Origin of the sequence: Mesotoga infera (genome assembly GCF_900157305.1) — a bacterium.
Classification (GTDB): Bacteria; Thermotogota; Thermotogae; order Petrotogales; family Kosmotogaceae; genus Mesotoga; species Mesotoga infera.
Genome location: NZ_LS974202.1, coordinates 1,534,647 through 1,557,874, shown reverse-complemented (window position 1 = coordinate 1,557,874; position 23,228 = coordinate 1,534,647). Strand labels below are relative to the sequence as shown.

General features: G+C 48.8%; 18 protein-coding genes and 1 pseudogene. 15 read left to right on the top strand and 4 right to left on the bottom strand.

Annotation, left to right across the window (positions count from 1 at the left end):
- Positions 1-517: 517 nt before the first annotated feature.
- Together MESINF_RS06930 and MESINF_RS06925 are read right to left on the bottom strand one after the other, a co-directional pair.
- The gene (locus MESINF_RS06930; RefSeq protein WP_169699145.1) at positions 518-2,239 is read right to left on the bottom strand and encodes a hypothetical protein; all 1,722 of its coding nucleotides are present in this window, start codon (positions 2,237-2,239) and stop codon (positions 518-520) included.
- Positions 2,240-3,136 carry a hypothetical protein gene (locus tag MESINF_RS06925; protein ID WP_169699144.1) on the bottom strand — a complete coding sequence of 299 codons (897 nt, stop codon included), beginning with the start codon at positions 3,134-3,136 and terminating at the stop codon, positions 2,240-2,242.
- A 329-nt stretch (positions 3,137-3,465) separates the two neighbouring features.
- On the opposite strand from MESINF_RS06925, the gene MESINF_RS06920 reads away from it, so the two are divergent.
- From MESINF_RS06920 to MESINF_RS06910, 3 genes are all read left to right on the top strand, one after another.
- Positions 3,466-3,636, top strand: a complete 171-nt coding sequence (locus MESINF_RS06920) for a hypothetical protein (RefSeq protein ID WP_169699143.1) — start codon at positions 3,466-3,468, stop codon at positions 3,634-3,636.
- A gap of 162 nt (positions 3,637-3,798) precedes the next feature.
- Positions 3,799-4,890: a glycerol dehydrogenase gene (locus tag MESINF_RS06915; RefSeq protein WP_169699142.1), complete on the top strand. Its 1,092-nt coding sequence runs from the start codon at positions 3,799-3,801 to the stop codon at positions 4,888-4,890.
- A gap of 100 nt (positions 4,891-4,990) precedes the next feature.
- A complete protein-coding gene (locus MESINF_RS06910) occupies positions 4,991-5,917 on the top strand; it encodes a GNAT family N-acetyltransferase (RefSeq protein WP_169699141.1) in 927 nt (308 codons plus the stop codon).
- Positions 5,918-6,026: 109 nt separating this feature from the next.
- Here MESINF_RS06910 and MESINF_RS06905 read toward each other — a convergent pair whose 3' ends face one another.
- A complete protein-coding gene (locus tag MESINF_RS06905) occupies positions 6,027-6,641 on the bottom strand; it encodes a DUF6305 family protein (protein WP_169699140.1) in 615 nt (204 codons plus the stop codon).
- A 228-nt stretch (positions 6,642-6,869) separates the two neighbouring features.
- On the opposite strand from MESINF_RS06905, the gene MESINF_RS06900 reads away from it, so the two are divergent.
- The 8 genes and pseudogenes from MESINF_RS06900 (at position 6,870) to MESINF_RS06865 (ending at position 16,993) form a co-directional block, all read left to right on the top strand.
- Entirely contained in the window at positions 6,870-7,799 is a 930-nt protein-coding gene (locus MESINF_RS06900) for a class I SAM-dependent methyltransferase (protein WP_169699139.1), read from the top strand.
- A 313-nt stretch (positions 7,800-8,112) separates the two neighbouring features.
- A pseudogene (locus tag MESINF_RS06895) lies at positions 8,113-8,898 on the top strand (formylglycine-generating enzyme family protein).
- 464 nt (positions 8,899-9,362) lie between these two features.
- Complete coding sequence (locus MESINF_RS06890) at positions 9,363-10,226, top strand: fasciclin domain-containing protein (RefSeq protein WP_169699138.1); 864 nt, start codon at positions 9,363-9,365, stop codon at positions 10,224-10,226.
- A gap of 167 nt (positions 10,227-10,393) precedes the next feature.
- A complete protein-coding gene (locus MESINF_RS06885) occupies positions 10,394-12,286 on the top strand; it encodes a phytoene desaturase family protein (RefSeq protein ID WP_169699137.1) in 1,893 nt (630 codons plus the stop codon).
- Positions 12,283-13,818 carry a phytoene desaturase family protein gene (locus MESINF_RS06880; protein ID WP_169699136.1) on the top strand — a complete coding sequence of 512 codons (1,536 nt, stop codon included), beginning with the start codon at positions 12,283-12,285 and terminating at the stop codon, positions 13,816-13,818. Before MESINF_RS06885 ends, MESINF_RS06880 begins: the two co-directional genes overlap by 4 nt.
- A gap of 69 nt (positions 13,819-13,887) precedes the next feature.
- Complete coding sequence (locus tag MESINF_RS06875) at positions 13,888-15,207, top strand: glutamine synthetase family protein (protein ID WP_169699135.1); 1,320 nt, start codon at positions 13,888-13,890, stop codon at positions 15,205-15,207.
- Positions 15,207-16,340, top strand: a complete 1,134-nt coding sequence (locus MESINF_RS06870) for an amidohydrolase family protein (protein WP_169699134.1) — start codon at positions 15,207-15,209, stop codon at positions 16,338-16,340. The genes MESINF_RS06875 and MESINF_RS06870 overlap by 1 nt, the downstream gene beginning before the upstream one ends.
- Positions 16,341-16,369: 29 nt before the next feature.
- Complete coding sequence (locus MESINF_RS06865; protein WP_169699133.1) at positions 16,370-16,993, top strand: SGNH/GDSL hydrolase family protein; 624 nt, start codon at positions 16,370-16,372, stop codon at positions 16,991-16,993.
- 30 nt (positions 16,994-17,023) lie between these two features.
- Here the strand turns inward: MESINF_RS06865 and MESINF_RS06860 are convergent, their stop codons facing one another.
- Positions 17,024-18,556 (bottom strand): histidine kinase N-terminal 7TM domain-containing diguanylate cyclase, encoded by a 1,533-nt coding sequence (locus tag MESINF_RS06860; RefSeq protein WP_231936650.1) that lies wholly within the window; start codon positions 18,554-18,556, stop codon positions 17,024-17,026.
- Positions 18,557-18,763: 207 nt separating this feature from the next.
- Here MESINF_RS06860 and MESINF_RS06855 point away from each other — a divergent pair, with 207 nt between their 5' ends.
- The 4 genes from MESINF_RS06855 (at position 18,764) to MESINF_RS06840 (ending at position 23,227) form a co-directional block, all read left to right on the top strand.
- Positions 18,764-19,534, top strand: coding sequence for a protease inhibitor I42 family protein (locus tag MESINF_RS06855; protein WP_169699132.1), 771 nt, complete (start codon positions 18,764-18,766; stop codon positions 19,532-19,534).
- Between the two features lie 145 nt (positions 19,535-19,679).
- Positions 19,680-21,185, top strand: a complete 1,506-nt coding sequence (gene araA, locus MESINF_RS06850) for an L-arabinose isomerase (RefSeq protein WP_231936649.1) — start codon at positions 19,680-19,682, stop codon at positions 21,183-21,185.
- A 62-nt stretch (positions 21,186-21,247) separates the two neighbouring features.
- A complete protein-coding gene (gene araD, locus MESINF_RS06845; protein ID WP_169699131.1) occupies positions 21,248-21,955 on the top strand; it encodes an L-ribulose-5-phosphate 4-epimerase AraD in 708 nt (235 codons plus the stop codon).
- Positions 21,956-22,159: 204 nt separating this feature from the next.
- Entirely contained in the window at positions 22,160-23,227 is a 1,068-nt protein-coding gene (locus MESINF_RS06840) for a DUF4097 family beta strand repeat-containing protein (RefSeq protein WP_169699130.1), read from the top strand.
- Position 23,228: the final 1 nt, after the last annotated feature.

The following is a 23,228-nucleotide window of genomic DNA, read 5'->3' as shown; positions in this document are numbered from 1 at the left end:
AGGACCGGGATCCTGACCAGGAGCATGTCAGGATGACCTGAAGGGATTGTCATCCCGTAATGCTCCTATATGGGATCTCGTTCTTTTATTCTTTCGAAGTACAGGGATGCCGGATCAGGTCCGGCATGACGGGAGGGGCTGTCATCCCGGGCTCCGACCCGGGATCCACTCCTTAGAAAACCGTGATTCTGAGTCAAGCTCAGAATGACGGGAAGGAGGAAAGACCGGGATCCTGACTGGGAACATGTCAAAATGACCTGAAGGGGCTCGTAGTGCTTCTATATTGTCATCCCGGGCTCCGACCCGGGACCACTCCTTAGAAAACCGTGATTCTGAGTCAAGCTCAGAATGACGGGAAGGGAGTAAGACTGTCATCCCGTAATGCTCCTATACGGGATCTCGCTCTTCTCGCCTCACACCTCTACCCTCTCACCTCTGGTTCCGCTCTTTCCAAGGACGGTTTTTTGCTCTTATGAGGAATCCAAACGCCTAGCGTCGGAACTAACAACCGCACTTTTCACATTGAAATCCAACTTCCCATGTCCATCAGAATTCTTTCTATGTTGTACAGTTCGACCTGTATCTTGTAAATGGTATATAGATGATGAATTGCATCGAGTCCATAGACGCTCCTCCTGAACCAGTTAACCGGTTGTGTGAGGTAAGCGGCGGCCTCCTTTCCTACTATTTCTTCGAAGACACCGAGAACTTCCTTCAAAGGTTTGTCGATATCTCTCCAGAGTTTCAGTTCTATATTGGCCAGATTGGACATCTTCCACATCAGATAGCGGTGATGGCTTATTCGCATCTTCGCCTCCGTTGTCAGTCCTCTGAAAGTGACGTCCTGCATTATGTCTATCTGCTGGGCGAGTTGCTTGCCTGTCTGGAAGAGAGTTTTTCCGGTCACGACATCAATAGTCTTTCCCATGTATTCGCCAGTAAAGTTGAGTAAGGTCTTGCTGAAGTATTCGGAGACGGCTGCACTTGCGTGTTGAGGATACCAGTTCTTCAAGTTGTTCACGACGCTTGTTATGTATTTGCCACCGCTCGTTTCGCCAAAACACTTTAGGAAGGCATTGCTTCCCGGCGTCGGCATATTTTCGGTCGATGTCGCTTTCTTGACAACGGCCTCGATTGTCATCTCCTGCACCATTTTTATCCAATGTTCAAGCACGTGAAGCATGCAGAGTACCGCGTATCTCTTGTTCTCTTCAAGCATCGCCATTCCACTGCCGGGAGTGATTTCGACTATCGGTTCCACATCCGGCAACGGTGTTTCGCCCAGTTCTTCGCCAAAGTTCCATTCACTTACAGGACGCTCGCTTGGCCAGCCTTCCCAGGTTCCCACCTGTTCCGGAAGGTTTGAAAAGACTGCCGGTATTGTAAATTCAACTATGTTTCCGGGCACGCCTCCTACGACCGCCTGGATTCTGATTCTGTTGACTTTCTCGAGAGCGGGGTGGTTTTTTCGTGCGAGGTTCATGAACTTCAGGTATTGAGTCGCCATGTCGTCTTTGCTTCCCGAAAGTAGTATTACGCCATCGTTTGGGTCTTCGGCCAGCAGAATGATCGGTTCGCCTATATGCAGGAAGTAAACGAATCCGTTGAACTCCCCGCCCGTAGCTTCACTAACACTCGCAGGATAGCGGTAGGCCGTCCTGTAATAATCGGCCGCCTCGTCGCCATACACGAGCCTGACACCGTTAAGGAACGGTTCTGCGGGATTACCCAGAGGGTTCGAGAATCCCTGAATTTCTAGATTGATCTGGTAATCCCACGGGTTTACCGAGGCCATCTTGAGATTATCCACGGGAAGAACGACAGTCATCAGTGGTTCGTTGTTCACCCATACGCGAAGCTCTCCATCGGAAAGAAGCTGCTCGTAGTTTCCAACCTCTACGGCAAGCGCAACCATGCAATAGACAGTCATCGGGTCGCTAAGGAACTCTATTTCGCGTTCTTCGGTTCTTGGTAATCCAAGGCAATGACGGATTTCATCATCGAATGGTATCAGGCCGAAAACCTTGCAGTCGAGATTATCATCCCAGCCATCGCCATCGGTATCGACATTCTGGTCGCCTTCCGGACAGCCTGCATTCCAGTTCCTAAGATTTATCCAGGTTTCTCGCAATCTTTGGGCCCAGAATTCTCTGCTCGGAGTGAAGATACGAGTGACAGTCAGCTTCGTCGAGTATTCGGGTGGCGCCTCTCCTACCTCAATAGCAAAATCGTCGGTCATTTAAGCAACTTCGGCGAAGTCATTCCAGTAACCGTAGTTCTCTAGCTCTTTGGAAAGCTCTTCAGCTGCTTGGGCAAGTTCTTTCATTCTTGGCATCTGTTCGTTCTGCAGGCTGTTCTTCATTTTGCAGACCTGCCCGGCCAGTTCATCGAGCCTATCCGGTTCATTAATGGCCGTTTCCAGAAAGAAGCAGATGAAGCCTATCTGAAAATCCATCTGGCTTCCATATATGTAAGCCGAAGCGGCAAAGGAATTGTCCTGAGAAAGGGTGCGATCACTAAGCATATAACCTGCAACTTCACTTGCCGACATATAAACATCGATCTTTTCCACTATTTGTTGAGCCTTCTCCAGAGAGGGTTCGAGACAAAACTCGTCCAGAAGCCTGAATAGATCGTCAGAAAGGGCAAAATAACTCTCCAGCTCTTCTGGAAGAGCGACAGTCGCATCGAGAGGAATCCCCTCATCATCAACTAGTTTTTCATCTACGATTCGCCCGATCGTAGGGGTCTGTCCGCCAAAAATCTCTTTGTGCACTCCCTCTCCTTGAAGCATAATCATAACTGTGAGAGTATTACCCGTTATGTTCGTATTCAATTCCGCCTTGAGATTGTAGCTCTTATGACTGACGCTAATAAACCAGCTATCGTCATATTCACCCACATCCTCTTCTTCGATCTTCCAGCCGGCCTGTTTAAGGCTGTATAGATACCATTCACCGACTTTTTCCGTCTTGTCGTTCGTGGAAATCACAGCGTAGATCGTTTGATCAAAAATAGGAGAGATGCTGGATATAGTTGCTCCCGGATAGATAGGGAACACGGCCCTCTCTTGCGCAAGAATGCAACTCGCAAAAACAGACAGAAAAAGAAGAAAGCAAACACTCTTCAATTTCATATACCACACCCCCGAAAAAGAGACGGGTTGAAAATCATCTGCGAGTATTTGTAAGGGTTTTAGTACACAAATAAAAGAGTTAGTATATATCGAATATGATTCTTAATTCAGATTATTCAACTCGTTTAGCCGATTATATAATGGAGCAGAATCAAAGCAGATCGATTTCATGCATACGATATATTTACTTGAATTGCGCGAAAATTGCTTGGGGTTGCACCGGCACAGACATATGGTTCTAGTTTGACTGCACTTGTGATAAAATCACATTAGCGGATGGAGTCCAACTATGCACCAGATACCTTAAAAAAGCAGAAGGGGTGATCGTCATGTCTAGAATGGTTTTGATGCTCGCCGGTGTGGTAGTTCTGGTTATGGCTCTGTTAGCCTCGTTCAACATTACAACGGTTGTGGAGCCCGTTTGGCACGTAGTGCTCAAGTGGATCGGCGGTGCCATCATGGTACTTGTCGCCTACATGGACAAGGGCAAGAAAGCTTAACTTAACTAAGACTATCAAAGGCCCGGAGAATTCTCTCCGGGCCATTTATTTTTTTAAGACATTTCCCGTCGATTTGAAAACTTCTGGGAATATATTGATCTTTTTTTCACAAACTTTGTTTATTTTAGGGTTATAATTTTGTTGAAAAGGAGGTGTTAGCTAATGATAAGAACCACGATATTCCCTGGAAGGTACGTTCAGGGGCCTGACGCACTGAAAGCTTTGGGAAGGGAGCTGAAGAGATTTGGTGATAATGCATTCGTTATAGCCGACCCATTCGTGTTCGAGAAGATAATACCTTCTATCAAGGCGTCTCTGCTGGAAGAAATTTCCGCCGAGATAATCGAGTTTAGTGGCGAATGCTCCGATGAAGAGATCGATAGGCTCTCCGCTATTGCAAAAGGCAAGACAGAAGTTCTCGTGGGTATTGGGGGAGGAAAGGCTCTGGATACGGCCAAAGCCGTCGCGCACAATCTAAAAATACCAGTCGCCGTGGTTCCGACGATAGCCTCGACCGATGCGCCTTGCAGCGCGCTTTCGGTCATTTACACTCCCGAAGGAGAATTCAAGAGGTACCTCTTCCTTCCGAAGAACCCCGATCTTGTGTTGCTCGATTCGAAAGTAATCGCCGACGCACCGGCCAGGTTTCTCGTATCGGGAATGGGAGATGCCCTTGCAACCTGGTTTGAAGCGAGATCCTGTGAAATTGCTAATGCAAATAACATGACCGGCAATCCCGGTTCTATGACGGCATATTCTCTTGCGAGACTTTGCTACGAGACTCTTCTTAGGTATGGCGAACAGGCTAAGAACGCCTGTGAAACGCATATCGTAACTTCCGCCCTCGAGAAAGTCATAGAGGCCAACACTCTATTAAGCGGACTGGGATTCGAAAGCGGTGGACTCGCAGCGGCCCACGCTATACACAACGGTCTAACTGTGCTCGAAGAGACTCACAGGTATTTTCACGGAGAGAAAGTGGCCGTGGGAACTCTCGCTTCGCTTTTCCTGACGGGGAAGGATCCGGCAGTTATCGATGAAGTTTACGACTTCTGTGAAACGGTCGGACTTCCCACGACTCTGGCGGAAATCGGTCTGGGCAACGTTACCGATGAGCAGCTGATGAAAGTCGCAAGCGCTTCCTGTGCGGAGGGCGAAACGATTCACAACGAACTGGTTGAAATCACCCCCCAAACCGTGTTCTCCGCCATAAAAGCGGCGGACGCGTACGGAAAATACCGCAAGCAAGAATAGATAATTTTCCAGCAAGTCAACCATGCCGGGCGTGAGGAATCCGCCCGGCTTTATCATAGAATAGGACAATCCAGTATTGATTAGAAGCGTGGGTGATGAGATGGGATTCAAAATACGAAGATATGAATGCGAAGAAGATTACTGGAAGCTGAGAGAGTTCTTGAGAGAAGTATTCAAAGCCAACGGACTGCGCGAATACTCCTGGCATCTGGCCAGACTGGATTACTGGCGCTGGCATGTGATGGAGAACTGTCTGAAAATCGACTCGTTGAATGACTGTATTTTCTTCTGGGAAGATTCTAATGACAGGATAGTGGCGGCCGTCAACCGTGATGGACCTGGCGAAACCCATCTACAGGTACATCCATCTTTCGACTGCAAGGAACTGGAGGAAGAAATGTTAGAAATCTCGGAGAGGCATTTTTTCAGTGAGAAAGACGGCCTCAGAAGCCTCTGGGTGTTCACCGACTCCCAGGACAAACGAAGGATAGGGATTTTGAAGAGAAGAGGTTATTCGCAAGGTGACTGGCCGGAACATCAGCATCGACGAGACCTGAGCGGTCAAATCGCAGAAGTCTATATTCCGGAAGGCTTCGAGATACGCTCTCTTGGAATTGAAGAAGAACTCCCTTCCAGAAGCTGGGCTTCATGGAGGGCCTTTCACCCGGATGAGCCAGATGAAAAATACAAGGGCTGGGAATGGTATCTCAACATCCAGAAACAGCCCATGTACAGGCGGGATCTGGATATTGTCGCTGTTGCTCCCGACGGCGAGATTGCAGGCTTCTGCACGATATGGTACGACGACGTCACCAGGACCGCATGTTACGAGCCTGTCGGGGTTATGCCGGAGTACCACAAGAGAGGTCTGGGGAAGGCCATGATGACCGAAGGACTCCACAGATTGAAGAGAATGGGTGCGGTAAGGGTCTTCGTGGGGGGCTACTCCACGGCCGCAAACGCTCTGTATGATTCGGCGGTCTCTCCAGTCTGCGACCTCAACGTACCCTGGCTGAAGAAATTCTGATCTTCTATCACTTATACCGACTGCCCGGATAAAAATCTATTAGCTTCTGGATTGCCGTAAAGCCATTGCACATTACAGCAACCCGGAAGCGAAATTCAACCGGCGCGCTTTATTCGCACTCACCCAGATTCATAGAGAATAGCACCTCGAGAGCTTCTATGAGTTTATCTGAGTTGTCGATCACGATCAATGGTATTGTGCCGGCTGTGGCGATCTTTTCAAAATACTCGTCCATGCCGATGTGTGTGACAAGAATTATGGCATCGGCGTGAGGCATGATAAGATCTAAAGACTTGCCAGGATCGGTGTCGGGAGAGGTTATTCCCCGGTCGATGTGAAGACCGATCACCGGAATTCTGTTGGATTTCGCGACGTCGATCAACCCCTCTATTCTCGACGACTCCTTTTCTATGCTCATTTTCTCGATATTGCAAATCGTATAGAGATCGCCCTCCACAATAGCCCCGGTGGCGACAACAAGCGTCCCCGGGCCGTCGATTTCACCCAGTCTCTCCTCCAGCGCGGCAGGAGTCAGATCGAGAACCGACTCGCATTCTATTCCCTTCCATCCGCAGACGAGGTTCAAGATTACCGAGCCTTCTCCATCGCCAACGGCCGTTGCCAGAATCGGTGGCTTTATCTGTACAGGCCCGCTTGAAAGAGCAGTTGTTGCGCTCAAAACCAGTATGACCAGTATGATAGAACTCACAATTTTTCGCTTCATGTTTTCCCCTCCAAATAATATTTTTTTCATTTAATATGACCAATTTTATCAGATTTGTCCACTCTGTGCCTGCCGAATTTTAATATCCGGCTAGAATTGGAAATTCCCGCGCTTTCGTTTTTTGGTTCGTTTGTCACGGACTGATTTTCCAAAGGTGCGCATAACTTTTTAAATCGTCGGGAAAGATAGTAAAATACTTACCGGATGCTTATAAGAAGGGAGAAAATCATGATTGAAATAGAGAGTTTGTTGCAGTGTCCTTCGTGTGGCTCTTCTCTTTTAAGGCAAGAAGATGGTTTCATGTGCTCCTTTTGCGGCAAGAGATTCAATAAGCGAATGGGAGTCTATGATTTCTTGTTGTCAGGAAGGGACCAGTGGGAGATGGTCGGAAAGGGCTTCATGAACGGCCAGGAGGAGATTGAAAAACGGTTCTTTGAGACCCCCGAAGAGCAGCTTTCTCCCGCCGATCAACTAATAAAGGCCGTCGCCCTGTGGTACCGCGGAGAGTTCGATGAATTCAAGAGGCTTATGCAAAGTTCAAGAGAGGCCATATACACAGAGGAATACAACAGGGCGATGGTTCAAAGCGTCCACCATACCGTCGAACTCATAAAGAAGGAGAGTGGTGTCGTACTGGATCTCGCCACAGGTATGGGCGGCCTTCTTGAAGAACTCCTCACATATACGGAGCGAGATTACCTATCAGCGGATATAAGCCCATCGAGCAGTTTTGGACTCCTTCAGTATTTGAGATACAGAGGTTGGGGAGACAGGGTTTATCAGATTATCGCCGGTGGCGAAAAACTGCCGTTCAAAAACGATTCTCTGGACTTAATTGTAAGTGCGGCGGGATTTCAGAACATGGAGAACTCCAGAGAAGTCTTTACGGAGAGCCGAAGAGTTTCAAGGAAGCTGATTACTCTGTGCATCTTTTTCGAGGAAGACGATCCGAATCTAGCATATGTTAAGGAAAGGAATCTTCACGTTTCGCATCTCTTCGTCGAAGGCCTTGAAGAAGCTGGATGGAATGTAACCGTGGAGAATGTCATTAAGGCAAGAGCCGAACCGACACCTCAATCCATGATTCTGGGAATCAGACCGGATCAACTGCCTGTGACTGCAACAACCATGAATTTCGAGATCATAGTTGCCGAATAGTTTAGTGCTGGAAATGACAACTTGTGGGTTATCGATGTGAATCTTTTTCACGGTCACAAGCCCTTGCTCTGACAATTTTAGGTAAGCAAAGTAAGTCGCCGGTGCTATAATCTTCTTGAATGCAGACGTTTCATAGAATCGCTTTCCAGTTGTGTCGAACACTTCCCAAAGGTAGAATGAAAACCAGCCAGATAAGACTCAAGCAGAGAATAAAAACTTTGATCTGTGATCGCCAGGAGAAAAACAAGTGCAAAAAGGGGTGAGAAGGGTGAAGAAATTCCTTATAACACTGCTAGCGGTTGTTTTCTCGGTGATGGTTTTCTCGCTGAATGAGATGGTCGTTGTAGAAAAGGGAAGTTTAACGATGGGTGATATACACAATGTTGGGGCCAGCGACGAGAAGCCGACGCATAAAGTCATCATTGAGTACGACTTTTACATCGGCAAGTACGAGGTTACCTTCGAAGAGTATTTTCTTTTTCTTGAGGCTTCCGGTAAGGCGGGCGATATAGAAATAGTTGGGCCGGAAGTGAAAACAATACCGGTCACGAATGTGAGCTGATGGGACGCGATAGCCTATTGCAACTGGCTGAGCGAAAAGGAAGGCCTTCCGGTCGCTTACAGAACACTCGGTGAGCCAGACGAGGGTCAGCTGCTTGATTTTGAAGGTAATACGACGACAGACGTATCGAAAGTCGTAGGGTACAGGTTGCCCACCGAAGCGGAGTGGGAGTTTGCAGCACGCGGTGGAAATTTGAGTCGGGGATACATATACTCTGGTAGCGACGACTTTGACCAGGTAGCCTGGCATCCATCGAATTCGGGAGGAAAGTCACAGGAGGTCGGAAAGAAAATCCCAAATGAACTGGGAATCTTCGATATGTCCGGGAATGTCTGGGAATGGTGCAGTGACTGGCATGCGCTTTATACCGATTCTGTACGTATTAATCCTTATGTCGGTACCGGTTCTATGAAGCCTGTTCGCGGTGGCAGCTTCGGGGATGATGTGACATGCTCACGCGTTTCTTATAGAGGTTATGCCTATCCCGGCAGCTCAAATAATTTCTTTGGATTTCGTTTTTGCAGGAAAGCGCCATGATGCGCGATCGATAGATACTTCTATAACGCGAAGTGGAGATAAGGACAACTCTTTTCGATCTCCGGAGAGGTTTGAAGATAACCGGGGCGTACTTCGCCGTTGAATAGAAGTCATTCACAGCATCCGGTAAGTATCAGTCTTAATCTTCGTGTTTTCTCTCGAAAGCAAGTCATCCAGAACAACAAATCCCTCGAATTCAGTCTTTCAAACTTTCTTTCTATTCCCTGCCTATTTTAGGATCTTTTGTCCAATTTCGTTTTGTAAAACATCGATTAAGAATCAATTAAGCATTCGTTTGATTATTTGTGTATAGTTTTTCAGAAGAGCCACATCGGAGTTTCTATCGCTCAATATAAATTGTTCGCTACTTAATTGACAGCAATGATATTGGTGGAGTAAAATCAAGTTGTCAGCGATTTAGTTTTTAAAAACAGAAATAAAAATTCTAATTTGAGGTGATGATTATGAAAAAGGTATTTCTGGTGTTGGTTCTGATTGGATTAGTATTCACAGGTTTCTCCAAGAATATCGTTGAATTAGCAGTTTCTGCCGGTAATTTCACCACTCTTGTTGCAGCAGTTGAAAAGGCTGGCCTTGCAGGAGTTTTAACGGGCGAAGGACCATTCACAGTCTTTGCCCCCACGGATGAAGCCTTCGCAAAGCTCCCCGAAGGAACTATTGAAAGCCTCCTGAACGATATACCCGCTCTAACCAGAATACTTACATATCACCTGGTTCCAGGAAAGTACATGTCGACAGATGTAGTGTCTCTTGAATATCTAAAGTCCGCGGAGGGCAGCGCTATCCCCATAAAAGTTGAAGACGGTAAGGTCTATGTTGACAACGCAATGATTACAGCAGTAGATATAGAAGCGAGCAACGGAGTGATTCATGTTATAGACTCGGTAATACTTCCTCCTGAAAAAGAAACTAGAAGAATCCCAGAGATAGCAATTGAAGCCGGTACTTTCAAAACACTCGTAACAGCCCTCCAGGAAGCCTCTCTTGTAGAAGCTCTAATGGGTGAAGGTCCTTTCACGGTCTTCGCACCGAACGATGAAGCCTTCTCCAAACTGCCCGAAGGAACCATAGAATCACTTTTGAAAGACATTCCCGCTCTCAAGAATATTCTCCTATATCACGTAGTTCCTGGAATATATATGGCTGAAGATGTTCTGAACATGAGATCGCTGACGGCTCTCAACGGAGGCCAGCTTACCGTCAACCCGAACGAAGTAAAAATACAGGGATCGAAAATAGTAGCTACAGACATAATAGCGGCAAACGGTGTAATACACGTAATCGACGCAGTTATGATCCCGCAGTGATCTCTGTATAACCCAAAGACCGGCAAAAACGATTAGTTCCATGTAGCTGGCGGAGTCTAAGGCTCCGCCTTTTAATTAGACCTACTATAAAATGCTAGGAAAAGAGCTTTCTCATAATTTAGAATCTTATTAGTTGAGAACCAGAGATATTTTAACCGGAGGTACCTATGAAAGGCAGTTTCTTTCCAGATAGTAGATACGATGTTGCAGTGATCGGTTCTGGGCTCGGAAGCCTTGCGGCAGCCTCTTTACTGGCGAACAGGGGTCTCAAGGTGCTGGTCGCCGAACAGCATTATCTTCCCGGCGGGTGTTGCTCGATCTTCAGAAGAAACGACTTCACTTTCGATTCTGCGGTAGGAATGGTTTTCGGATTCGGCAACCGTGGTTTTAACTCTCACAGATTCGTTTTCAACGAGATCGGAGAGGACATCGACGTGATAAGGCATGAGACTCTTTACTCCGTGACCTTTGGAGAGAAAAGAATTATATTCTGGCCGGATCTCGACAGATTCATTAGCGAGCTCGGGAGGCACTTCCCCGGCTATGAAGACCAGCTCAGAAAGTTTTACGACTATCTCGCCGACTTCTATCACAATGTGATCGTGGCCGATCCCGTGGTAGTACCTCCGACTGAAATGAAGAGGAGTGACAGTCTCAAAGCCCTGCTCAGGCACCCGGTGCGGCAGGCCAGGATGATCAGACTGCTCTTCAAGAGCACCGAAGAGCTCATGAACAAATTCATCGACCCAAAAGCAAAAGAGCTTTATCAGTTCTTCGATGTTCTCACTTCCACCTACTGTTATACAACAGTCAAAGAGACGCCCGGCATTCTCGCGGTGACCATGTTCATAGACAATCACGAGGGTGGTGGTTTCTATCCGGCCGGTTCCTCCCAGATGATCCCGAACAAACTTGAAAAGTCAATTGAGAGAAACGGCGGCTACTTGCTTTATGAGAACAGGGTTGACGAGATCCTCTTTGAAGATGGCAAAGCGGCCGGTATTAAGTTCGAGGACGGAAGCGAGATCAGGTCGAACTATGTTATCTATGGTGGGACGGTATGGAATCTTTACGGAGGGATAATCCCAAAAGAACACATCAGGCCAGAGAAGCTGAAATGGGTTCAATCCCTCCAGCCAACCTTCCCCGCGATCGTCGTTTACGCCGCCGTCGATTCTTCGGCCGTTCCGACCGGAACTAATCCCGTCGAAATGTTCGTCGAGGAGTTCGATGAGATAGCCGAGAGTGATGTCACAGTTTATATATCCTCGATCGACGATCCATCGATCTGCCCGGAAGGCACTCATGTAATGTCCATGATCGCTCCGTCAAAGAAGAAGTGGCCGCCGCGGGGCACCGAACAGTACAAAGAGATGAAAAAAGCAGAGACCGAGAGAGTTCTGAAGCTGGTCGAGAAGAAATTCCCCCAACTCAGGGATTCTTTGAAACATCTGGAAACGGCCACGCCGCTTACAATCGAGAGATACACGCTAAAGAACGAAGGCCGTGTCGGAGGCCCGAAGCAGTCCATCGGCCAGGAATTACTGAAGAGACTTCACGCCAGGAGCGAATGGAAAAACCTGTTCATATGCGGTGATTCGACCGTGATGGGAATGGGGACGCCGGCGGTCACGGTCTCCGGTATCGGGGCCGCAAACCTGATTCTCAGGGATTCGAGAATGAAGGAGTACCGTTACAGAGAGCCCGAAATCGAGAGGGTTCACTATCTTTCAGAAAAAAAGAGGAAAGCGGTGGATCTCGAAAATACCGCGCTCGATCGCGAGACGGTCCCTTTGATTAGCGGCTACTGTCAGCTGTGCGAAATCCCCGGCTGCAAGATGAAGTGTCCCGATGGTAAGGATATTCGGGGTATTTTAAGGCGTCTGGAGTCGGGAAACTTTCTGGGGGCGAAGAGACGGCTTCTAGAGACGGAGGGGAGCACCGATTGCGCCGACTGCCCGGGATACTGCGAGAAGAGCTGCAGAAGACTCTCCTTCGATGACAGGTCAGTCCCAATTAAAAGGCTTCTTAGCTGGCTGGAAAAGGAAGTGATAAGATGAAATACGACTGTATCGTAATCGGCGCGGGAATATCGGGTCTGAGTTGTGCGGCTTTCATAGCAAAGGCCGGCAAAAAAGTCATATTGATAGAGAGATCGGAAAAACCCGGAGGCTATTTCTCCTCTTTCGAATATAACGGATACCATTTCGACAGCGGAATAAAAGCAGTGGAAAACGCGGGGCTTTTATTTCCAATGCTTGAAAACTTCGGCATCATGGATAAGCTAAATTTCGTAAAGAACAGAGTGTACGCTGGCTTCGAGGACAAAGTGTTTTCCATGGAGTCGGACGAAAGTCTTCTGGAGTACTTCGACTTCCTCGGTGAACGTTTTCCCGAAAGCAGATCCGGCATAGAGGATCTACTTAAGGAAATGGAAGAGCTGAACAGCTTTATGGGTTCGTTATCAGGAATGTCAGGACCGCTTTACGGAAAGACTACGTTTCTGACCAAGTTGAAATCAATTCCCTGGTTTCTCAAGAACGGTAAGAAGCTTCTGGGCTTCCTGAAGAAACTGAAATACAACAATATACCGTTCAGGGATTTCCTCAAAGTTAGAATCCCCGACGATGAGCTTGTCAGTATCATAGACGAGCCCTTCTTCGAAGGAACTCCCGCGTTCTTTGGTTTGGCCTACCCGACGGTTTTCAGGGATTACTTCTATCCCAGAGGAGGAATAGAACAGATACCCCTCGAACTTGCAGAGTTTATAAGAAAAAGTGGGGGCACCGTACTCACAAATACCGAAGTTACTAAGATTCTTCTCGAACGCAGTTCACCGGCCGGAGTGGTTACAGATACCGGTCAGGAGATCGAGTCTCCGGTTATCGTGAATGCAGCCGATGCGAAGAGGCTATACAACAAGTTGCTCCCGGAGAATTCCGTAGATCTAGATTTCCTTCAGAGGCTTAACAGAGCGCAGGTTTCCGACTCTGTCTTCTCCGTATTTATGGGGGTTGACACAGCTCCAGAGAATCTTGACCAGCATGTGGAACACATAATCTATGTTCCTGCTGCAGCCAAGTACTGTGACTATGAATCGCCGGAGTACTTCAAAACTACGGGAATGGAGATCAGCATTCCCTGCATGAGAGACCCTTCTCTCGCTCCAGCCGGCAAGACGGGGATAATTCTTAATGTCAATACGACTCAGAAGGCCATGAACGGCTGGGGAAGAAGTGTTTCCAGAGCGGAATATGAACGTCTTAAGGAACAGGCCGCCGACGATGTAATGGCCAACTTCTTTAGGCTTTATCCATCGTTGAAAGAGAAGATCGAATTCAGGATAGTATCCACTCCCTTCACCATGGAAGAGAAAACCCTCAACAGCGGTGGTTCTATTACAGGATGGAACTACCATCCATCCGAGACTTTTCCCTTGAGGGACTTCAGAAAAATGAAGAGATCGATCGATACGCCAGTAAGGAATCTCTTTCAGATAGGTCAGTGGAGCTTCGATCCGGCGGGAGTGCCGGTTTGCCTGATTACAGCCAAACTTGCCGCTGATAGAGTTTTGAATATCTCCCGGACGTAAAGTTAACTTCTTTAAGAAGACACCGCAGGATTATTTTAGGTGGACGGATAGATAACGGAGGTATCGAGGTTGAAAAAGGCACTCATAAAAGCGCTAAAAAGCGCAAAGGTAGAGTTTGTAAGGTCTCTCTGGTGCGATAACGCCAACGTGATAAGGGCCAAATCGATCGACATCGATTCGCTCGAAGATAATTTTGAAGCGGTAGCAGGTATCTCTCGCGCGCAACAGGGGGTGCCTGTCATGTACGACGGCGTGGTGCCTGAAAGCGGACTGATGCCCATTGGTGAGATATGGCTAAACCCGGACTGGGATACTCTGAACGTACTTCCCTATACCCAGGGGCACGCGAGCGTTATTTCGGATCTCTTCACCGGTCAATGCGAGTGGAGTTTATGTCCGAGGTTTTTTCTGAAAAGGTCCATAAAGGCTCTTGACGAGCTCGGTTTCACAATGAGAGCCGCCTTCGAGAATGAGTTCTATCTCTTCGACAGGTCTCTGGATCCGGTGGACAATACGCTTTTTGCAAGCTCCTTTTCGATGGACCTCAACTCGAAGGTTGTGGGCGATATAGTCAAAAATCTCAAGGCCCAATTCCTGACCGTCGAGAGATACTACGCCGAATCGGGACCGGGCCAGCAGGAAGTCGTCATAGCCCACGCTCCTGCGCTCGAGGCTGCCGACAACCAGATCACTTTCAGGGAAACCGTCCGGACCACCGCGGCGAGAAACGGTCTAATAGCCTCGTTCATGCCCAAACCTTTCGAAGAGTTCGGAGGCAGCGGCTGTCATTTGCATTTCAGTCTTTTGAAAGACGGAAAAAACGTAATGAGGGACCATAACGGTGAGCTTTCGGAGGTTGCGCTCTATTTCATGGCTGGGCTTCTGGAACATCTCCCCTCTCTCATGGCCGTGACGACGCCGACCACAAACTCTTACAGGAGAATAAAGCCCTCCTGCTGGGCCGGTGCTTACAGATGCTGGGGTTTGGACAACAGAGAAGCCGCTTTGAGGGTTCCGACAGATCCCTCCGGCAGCGTCGCCGGTCACGTCGAATTGAAGAGCGTGGACGCTTCCAGCAATCCGTACCTCGCCCTGGGAATGGTGATCTTCGCCGGGATTGACGGACTGAGGAAAAAAGTCCTACCGCCGGTCAATCTGCAGAGCGACCCGGCCTTAATGAATGGCGAGGAGCTTTTCCATAGCCGGATCGATCCCCTTCCATCCTCTTTAGGCATTGCGCTGGATACACTTGAAAACGACCAGTACCTTCTGAAAACCCTGGGCGAAGATCTGTCCCGGGCCTATCTGGCGGTTAAGAGAGCCGAATGGAAGACTATGGCCGAACTGACGATCGCTCAAGAGCGCCAAATTCTACTGGAGCGGTTCTGATGGGACTGGATCTATCGTCAATTCCCGTTTTCGACGGTCATGCACACAATCTTCTCCTCCCCGCATGGCTCAAGGAATATCCTATCGAAGGGATATTCACCGAGAGCACTGATAGGGAATATCTGAAATCTTTTGCAGGCGAGACACTCGCCTTCAAGAGAAGTCTCAAGGATATCGCCGCCGTTCTTGAATGCGATCCCTCGATCGAGGCGATCAGGAATAGGCGTGAAAAGATGGAACAGGCCGAACTGGCCGATCTGTATTTCAAAAAGGCTAATATCTCCGGCGTCGTTCTGGACGACGGCTTCTGGTTCCACCGAACCCGGCCTCTGGAATGGCACTCAAGTTTTGTGAACACTTACAGGGCTTTGAGAATCGAAAGTCTTGCCGAAGCCTTGTTCGAAAACTCAATCTCTTTCGATTCTTTCCTGTCGGATTTCAGAGATGCACTCCTCAATCCACCGGGGAGCGTCGTGGCTTACAAAAGCATAATAGCTTACAGATCGGGTCTGAGAATCGGATCGCACGACAAAAGAGCGGCCAGAGACGGCTACTTAGTTGAAAAAGAGAGGAACACCGGAAGGTTGACCGATGGAAGGCTGCTGGGTTTTCTCTTCAAACTGACTCTCGAAGTCTGCAGGGGTCGGGATCTCCCTTTGCAGATACACACCGGTTGGGGCGATTCCGACCTCGATCTGCGCGAATCGAATCCGCTTCATCTTAAACCTCTGCTCGACGAAGATAAGTACTCGCGGACCAGGCTGGTTCTGCTCCACTGTTACCCGTACACACGGGAAGCGGCGTATCTTGCCGCGATTTATCCGGAGGTCTATATCGATTTCGGCCTCTCCGTTCCCCTTCTAAGTGTCGCGGGTATGGAAGCAGTGATCGGAGAGATGCTGGAGATCGCGCCGGTCACGAAGATCTGTTATTCCTCCGACGCTAGATTCATGCCAGAAGGTTTCTATCTGGCCGCAACCTGGGCCAGAAGGGCCGTAGGGTTGTCTCTGGAGCGATCTATCCAGTGCGGAGAATTGACGTTGAACGAAGCGTTGAAAGCGGCTGCAAGGATATTGAAAGAAAACTCGGAGGGGCTTTACGGAGTGGCCCGATCCGTGAAAGGTGAATCATAAGAATAACGATACATACAGGGGGTAAGGAGATGCTTCTTCAGAGAGAGCAGAGAGTTGTTTTTCAGGGCGATAGCGTAACCGATACCGGGAGAGACAGAGACGATTTTTTCGATCTTGGAAGCGGCTATCCCGCGATCGTCTCCGGCATGATAGGTTCACTTTTTCCGGAAATGAGGATCGAATTTCTGAACAGGGGCGTGGGAGGCGATAGGGTTAAAGATCTCAAAAACCGCTGGAAAGATGATTGTCTGGATCTTTCGCCGGACTGGGTCTCTATCCTGATAGGAATAAACGACTGCTGGCGCTTTTACGACAGCGACGACAGGACCGAACCGGCACTCTTCGAGAGCAACTACAGATACTTGCTCCAATCGGCAGCTTCTAAGGGTGCATCGTTGATCATTATGGAACCCTTTTATCTACCGGCTTACAGAGAGATGGAAATGTGGACGGAAGACCTGGGACCGAAGATACAGATAATACGCAGGCTGGCCAGAGAGTTCAAAGCCGTGTACGTTCCGCTGGATGGAATCTTCGCGGCGGCTGCCACAAAGAGAGAGACTTCTTTCTGGGCCGAAGATGGAATCCACCCGACCCCGGAGGGCCATGCGTTGATCGCGAGACACTGGTTGAAAGCCGTGGGAGTTTCATAGAACCACGAGCAGTTTATATCGGGCGGTCTTCTAGATGGCCATTACCCTGTTTTTACCTCTTTTCTTGGATTCATACAGGGCCCTGTCGGCCCTGCGTAAAAGCCCGTCGTAGTCTTTCTCACCCATTTCAAGCGATGAGACACCCATGCTGATACTCAGTTTCCCGATCGCTTCGAACTCTACGGAATCGATTTCCGCCCTCAACTTTTCGGCCATTTCAAGAGCTCCCGCTAGATCGGTGGAGGGAGCCACGATCAAGAACTCATCACCTCCCCAGCGGCCTAGAGAGTCGCTTTTACGGATTTTAGAGAGAATTTGAAAGCTGATCGCTTTAAGGGCGTTGTCCCCAACAATATGACCGTGAGTGTCGTTGATCTTCTTGAGGTCGTCTAAATCGAACATTATCACCGAAAGCGGTTCTCCATACCTGCTGGACCTTTCGGTTTCACCCTCCAGGAGCTGTTCCAGTGAATACCTGTTCAGCACGCCCGTGAGCATATCGGTTGTGGCCAACGTCCTGTACATCTCCTGGCTTTTCCTGAGAGCTTCTTCGGTCCTTTTGTGGTCGGTTATATCCGTTAGAAGAACAATATGCCCCCTAAGTTTTCCGCGTTTGCTCATTATGGAAGTCTTTCTGGATTCAATGATCCTCTCTCCTATCACCAACTCTGATCGCGAGTCCGTCGATTCAATAAAATCCAGCAGAGTTGGTATCCGGGAAAAGGCGTCGTCTATGGAGAGTCCGAGCGCTTTATCCCCATCGATTTCGAGAAGCCTTACCGATACGGGATTCACGTCTATTAGTGTGCCCGATTTGTCGATAACGACTATCCCGTCCTCCAGATTACTGATCACGGTCTCTTTGGCGATGGGCCGTAGATCGAACAACCTGAATCTAAAAATGCTCAAAGCCTCGAACAGAGCGGTCAGGAAAAAAGCGACCGGAGTCAGGTCGATATATCCCACCGGAAGGATTTTGAAAAGGTGGTTTAAGTTCACAAGTATCGGGAAGGCCATGCCCAGAAGTACAATGCCCAGCTGCGTTCGGTAAGCTCTCTCTGAATAGAACCACTCCCTGAGAAGCAATACTATACTGCATATTAGAAGCACGTAAGTATAAACGATATTGATCCAGAAGAGCGGACCGTGGACGAGTTTCTGGACGGGAAAGGGCCACTGTGTATCTATCTCGCTAACCCTGTAGAAAAGCCAGTGGAATTCGTTGGTCCACATGGCCAGATCGACGATCGTGGGCACTATGAAAAGCAGGATAACTCTTTTGACCGTGAACCATTCTCTTCTGTCCAGAATCGCCATGACAAACATGAAGACGAAAACCGGTAGCGAAACGATCGCCGGATAGGAGATCCTGTTCAACAGACGCATCTGCTGCAAATCATTGCTCAGAAGTTCCAGACCGTACATAGCGGACCACCAGGCGATGGCAAACATCAGAAAACCAAGAGGCCGCGCTCCTGTCAACTCCCGTTTATAGAAGCTGTACATTCCCAGCAAGCCGCAAGATACGGTGGTAATGAACATCAACAAGGCAAATGGATTCATAGATAGCCTTCCCTTCAGAGAGCGTCAGAAGTATTATACATTTCCAATCCAAAAGAATTCCCGGAATCGGTATTCCACACTTTTCGGAAAATCATGGTGACCGGTTATAGAACCCTTCTCGTGGAAGTCCGGTCTAAAACGAAAGGTCCGGAGAATTGAGCAACCTTATAAATCCGCAACCACAACGAATACTGGAGGTTTGAAGTTATGAGAAGATCGGCAATAGTAATTTTTTCAGTCTTGACTGTGATTTCCACAATGCTCTTTTCCGGTATATCGGAAGATATCGTTACTATTCCGGCGATTATAGATGTAGTGAGTATTGAGCAGCGTTTGAAAGTCGAGCTGGTTGAAAACGCTTCCACGGGATACACCTGGTCTTATCAAGTCTCCGATCCTTCCTTTCTGACGCTCGTTTCGAAGGAGACTGTTGAAAGCTCAGTAGATACTCCCGTAATGGCCGGTAGCCCCTCTACCGTCACCTGGCTCTTTTCTCCCAACAAGAGCGGCTTCTTTTCTCTGGTCTTCAAGCTGTTCAGAGCATGGGAAGGCGAAGAGACGGCGATCGACGTGAGAGTGTACAACGTCGAAGTCCGCGACGGCAGCCTGAGCGAGTGCGTTCCGCAGTACGTGAACATCCTCGGTAGTTCGTCAGGTGAGGTCGAAATGTCGCAGCTGGCAAGGGTAATTCTTCAGGAGAACCCTTCAACCGGTTACTCCTGGCGGGCAGAAGTTTCCGATACAGCCGTACTCAGGTTGGTCGAGCGCTCCTTGCTGACAGAAAGCGATTCGCCTGGAGTGGCCCCCATTGTTGACTTGGGAGGGCGGCAGGAAGTTCTTGGCGCGCCGGTTAACGTCGCCTTCGACTTCCAAGCGCTCAAGGCGGGCATCTCTCTGGTGAGGTTCACTTACTCCAGGCCCTGGGAAGAAAGCGAACACAACAAAACGTTGCTCGTCGGAATCACGGTAGCCAGATAAATCCGAAGGGTCCGGTATCGTTACGAATTTCGCATCTTCGCCTTAGTAACATCATAGCCTTATATCCTGCACCGAACGACAAGTCGCGGTGCAGGATATATACTATAAATACCAGCTCGATTATCGAGAAAGGAGATCAATCACCGTGGGAGTTGAAGGTCTCGAAGTATGGTTTATAACAGGAAGCCAGGAGCTTTATGGAAAAGAAGTACTGAAAAAGGTGGAGAGCAACTCGAAGAAACTGGTCGAGTATTTGAACGACCAGGCCGGGTTGCCGGTAAAGATTGTATGGAAACCCGTCTTGAAAGAGTCGCAGCAGATCAGAACCCTCATGAACGAAGCCAACGGCGACGACAGATGTATAGGACTGATGGCCTGGATGCACACTTTTTCGCCTGGAAAGATGTGGATCGCCGGCCTTAAAGCCTTGAGAAAACCCTTTCTTCACTTCCACACCCAGTTCGACCAGAAGATCCCGTGGAAGAGCCTAGATATGGATTACATGAACACCAACCAATCGGCACACGGCGGGAGAGAGTTTGGCTTTACTGCCACAAGGCTCGATATAAGGCGGAAGGTTATAGCGGGCCACTGGAAGAACCCCGAAATGATCACAAGAGTTGAAAACTGGATCAGGGCAGCGCTCGGCTGGAATGAAATGCAGAACCTCAAGGTAGCGAGACTGGGTGACAACATGAGAGACGTCGCCGTCACCGAAGGCAATAAAGTCGATGCCCAGATAGATCTCGGATACGAAGTTCACGGCTACGCCATGGGCGATTTCATAAAGCTGGTAAAGAAAGTAAAAAAAAGCGAAATAGAAGCTCTCGTAAAACAGTACGGGCAGGAATATCATCTCACCAGATCCTCCGTTTCCCAGGAAGAGTTTAAGAGTTCTTTGCATGAGGCGGCAAGGATTGAAATAGCCCTCAGACGTTTTCTGGATACAGGTCCGTTCAAGGCCTTCACGACTACTTTTCAGGATCTGTACGGCCTTCGCCAGCTCCCTGGACTGGCCGTTCAAAGGCTTATGAGAGACGGCTACGGGTTCGGAGGGGAAGGAGACTGGAAAACGGCCGCGCTGGTAAGAACGATGAAAGTCATGGCCACTGGCAGAGAGGGTGGAACATCGTTCATGGAAGATTACATATACCATTTTGAACCCGGTAACATGAAGGAACTGGGTTCTCATATGCTAGAAGTGTGTGAATCTCTCGCAGATGGCCCGATTTCTCTCGAAGTTCACCCCCTTTCGATAGGAGGCAAAGAAGCTCCAGCGAGATCTGTTTTCGATGCCAGAGAGGGAGAGGCTGTCCAGGTATGTATCGTGGAGTTCGGAGATAGATTCAGGATGATCGTCAACGAAGTAGAGGTCGTAAAAAGGCGTCAGGAGGAAGAGATGCCTAGGCTTCCCGTGGCCAGAGTGCTATGGATCCCTAAGCCCGATCTTCCCACAGCGGCAACGGCCTGGATACTGGCGGGAGGAGCGCACCATTCCTGTCTGAGCTACGTTGTCAATACCGAGCAATTGGAAGACCTTTGCGAAATGCTCGATATAGAGTTCGTCGTTATAGATGGAGAGACGAAAATACGTGACTTCAAAAGAGAGCTGAGAAACGGCGATATCTACTACAAATTGCGGAAACTGTGATAAAGCAGTGAACGCTGCTTATTCAGAAGTGCCGTTGAAGTGATGCGAAAGGAAATCAGAGTATGCTGGAAGCGCTCAAAGAAAAGGTCTTCAGGGCCAATATACGGCTGGTCGAGGCCGGTTTAGTGATTCTGACATGGGGCAATGCGAGTGGTATTGACCGCAGCAAGGGACTCGTGGTAATAAAGCCCAGCGGGGTGGGATACGGCGAACTGTCACCCGAAAAGATGGTAGTGGTCGATCTGAATGGAAATGTTCTGGAGGGAAAGCTGAGGCCTTCCTCAGATACACCGACCCATATCGTTCTGTACAGAAACTTCGAGGGGGTAAACGGCATAGTCCACACACATTCAACATGGGCCACGGCCTGGGCCCAATCGAAGTTACCGATCCCTTCTCTGGGGACGACCCATGCCGATCACTTCCACAACGAAATACCCTGCACTAGATTCCTGAGTGAGGAAGAAACGGAAGAAAACTACGAGATGAACACCGGCAGAGCTATCGTCGAGACGTTCGCCAGAAGGGATTACTTGAGCACTCCCGGAGTCCTCGTGGCCGGGCACGCTCCCTTTACCTGGGGCAAAAGTGTGGATGACGCCGTAAACAACAGTATAGTTCTTGAAGAGGTGGCGAAGATGGCCTTCTTGACGAAGATGCTGAAAAGCGACGTTGAAACCCTTCCTGTGTATATAATCGATAAGCATTATTCGAGAAAGCATGGAAAGAACGCCTACTACGGTCAGAAAGAAACACTGGGTAACGATTAATCTGACCGGGGACATCGAGGGATTCGTCCCCATTTTTCGCTCACAACACTCTTTCCAACGACGACTCTTCCCACTCAAAAAACATTAACAAAAACTTAATGCGACGACTCCATACAGTACCTTGCAATACCAGGTAATGGGTGTTATATTATTCGCTGAATAGAAATCCGGCCTCTTCGCCGGACGAATCGGGAGGTAATCTAATTGAAAGGTTTTGAAAGAAAGCTAGGTGTAGCATGGGTGGGGATTCTGCTGGCTATCGGTCTGATACTTATAGGAGTGGCAGTGGCCATCGGACCGGCCGGTATTGATTTTGGTTTCGACTTCGGCTGGTCTTTAGACGGCCAACGTTTCGACAGGAGCTATCAAGAATCGCTCAATGACGCGATCAAATCGATAGATATCTACACTCTCAACGGCGAAGTAGAAATTATAGGGTGGGAAGAGAGTTTTATATCTCTTGAAGTCAAACAAACCGTGAAGGTTTCCTCGGAAGACCTCAAGGAGAAATACTTCGAGGAAACGAAGCCGGTGGTGACTGTTCTGGATGGACTGCTAAAAATCGTTACACCGAGGCTCCAGCAGACCGGTGAATTCAGGGGACAGGGTGCTTCTATATATCTCCGTGTTCCCATCGAACTGCTGGAAGAGGTAGTGGCCAGAACGAGCAACGGTAAGATGAAAGCGGCCTCGTTGAACTCTTATATAAACGTAGAAAGTTCTAATGGTGGTATTGAGGTTTATTCCATAAACGGGAGAGTGGTCGCGGAGACTTCGAACGGACCGATCAACGCCAGAGACATAACAGGTCCGATGCAGTTCCAGAGCAGCAACGGCTCATTCACCGGTACGCGATTGGAAGGCGACCTTCGGATTACCACGTCGAATGCGTCGATAAACGTGGAAAATTCCTCGTCGAATATTAGCGCGCTGACCTCCAATGGATCCATCAATATCACAGACTGCACCCTTATGGGTACTACGAACAGCTTCAGGACCTCCAACAGCAAGGTCACGGTGAATTCTGCGCTCCCGTCGCAGGGAACGCTCGAGCTGACCTCTTCGAACGGTCAGATAGTGCTCTTCGTTCCCGAAGATATACGGGCCTACATCGATGCCTCGACCTCAAACGGCAGGGTAGATATAACCGGGCTCTCCATAACCGTATCGAGCATGAGCAAAACCAGCATAAAGGGAAACCTGAACAACGGCAGCGATCTGGATATAACTCTCAGAACCAGCAACGCCGACATAGTTTTAAAGAAGAAATAAT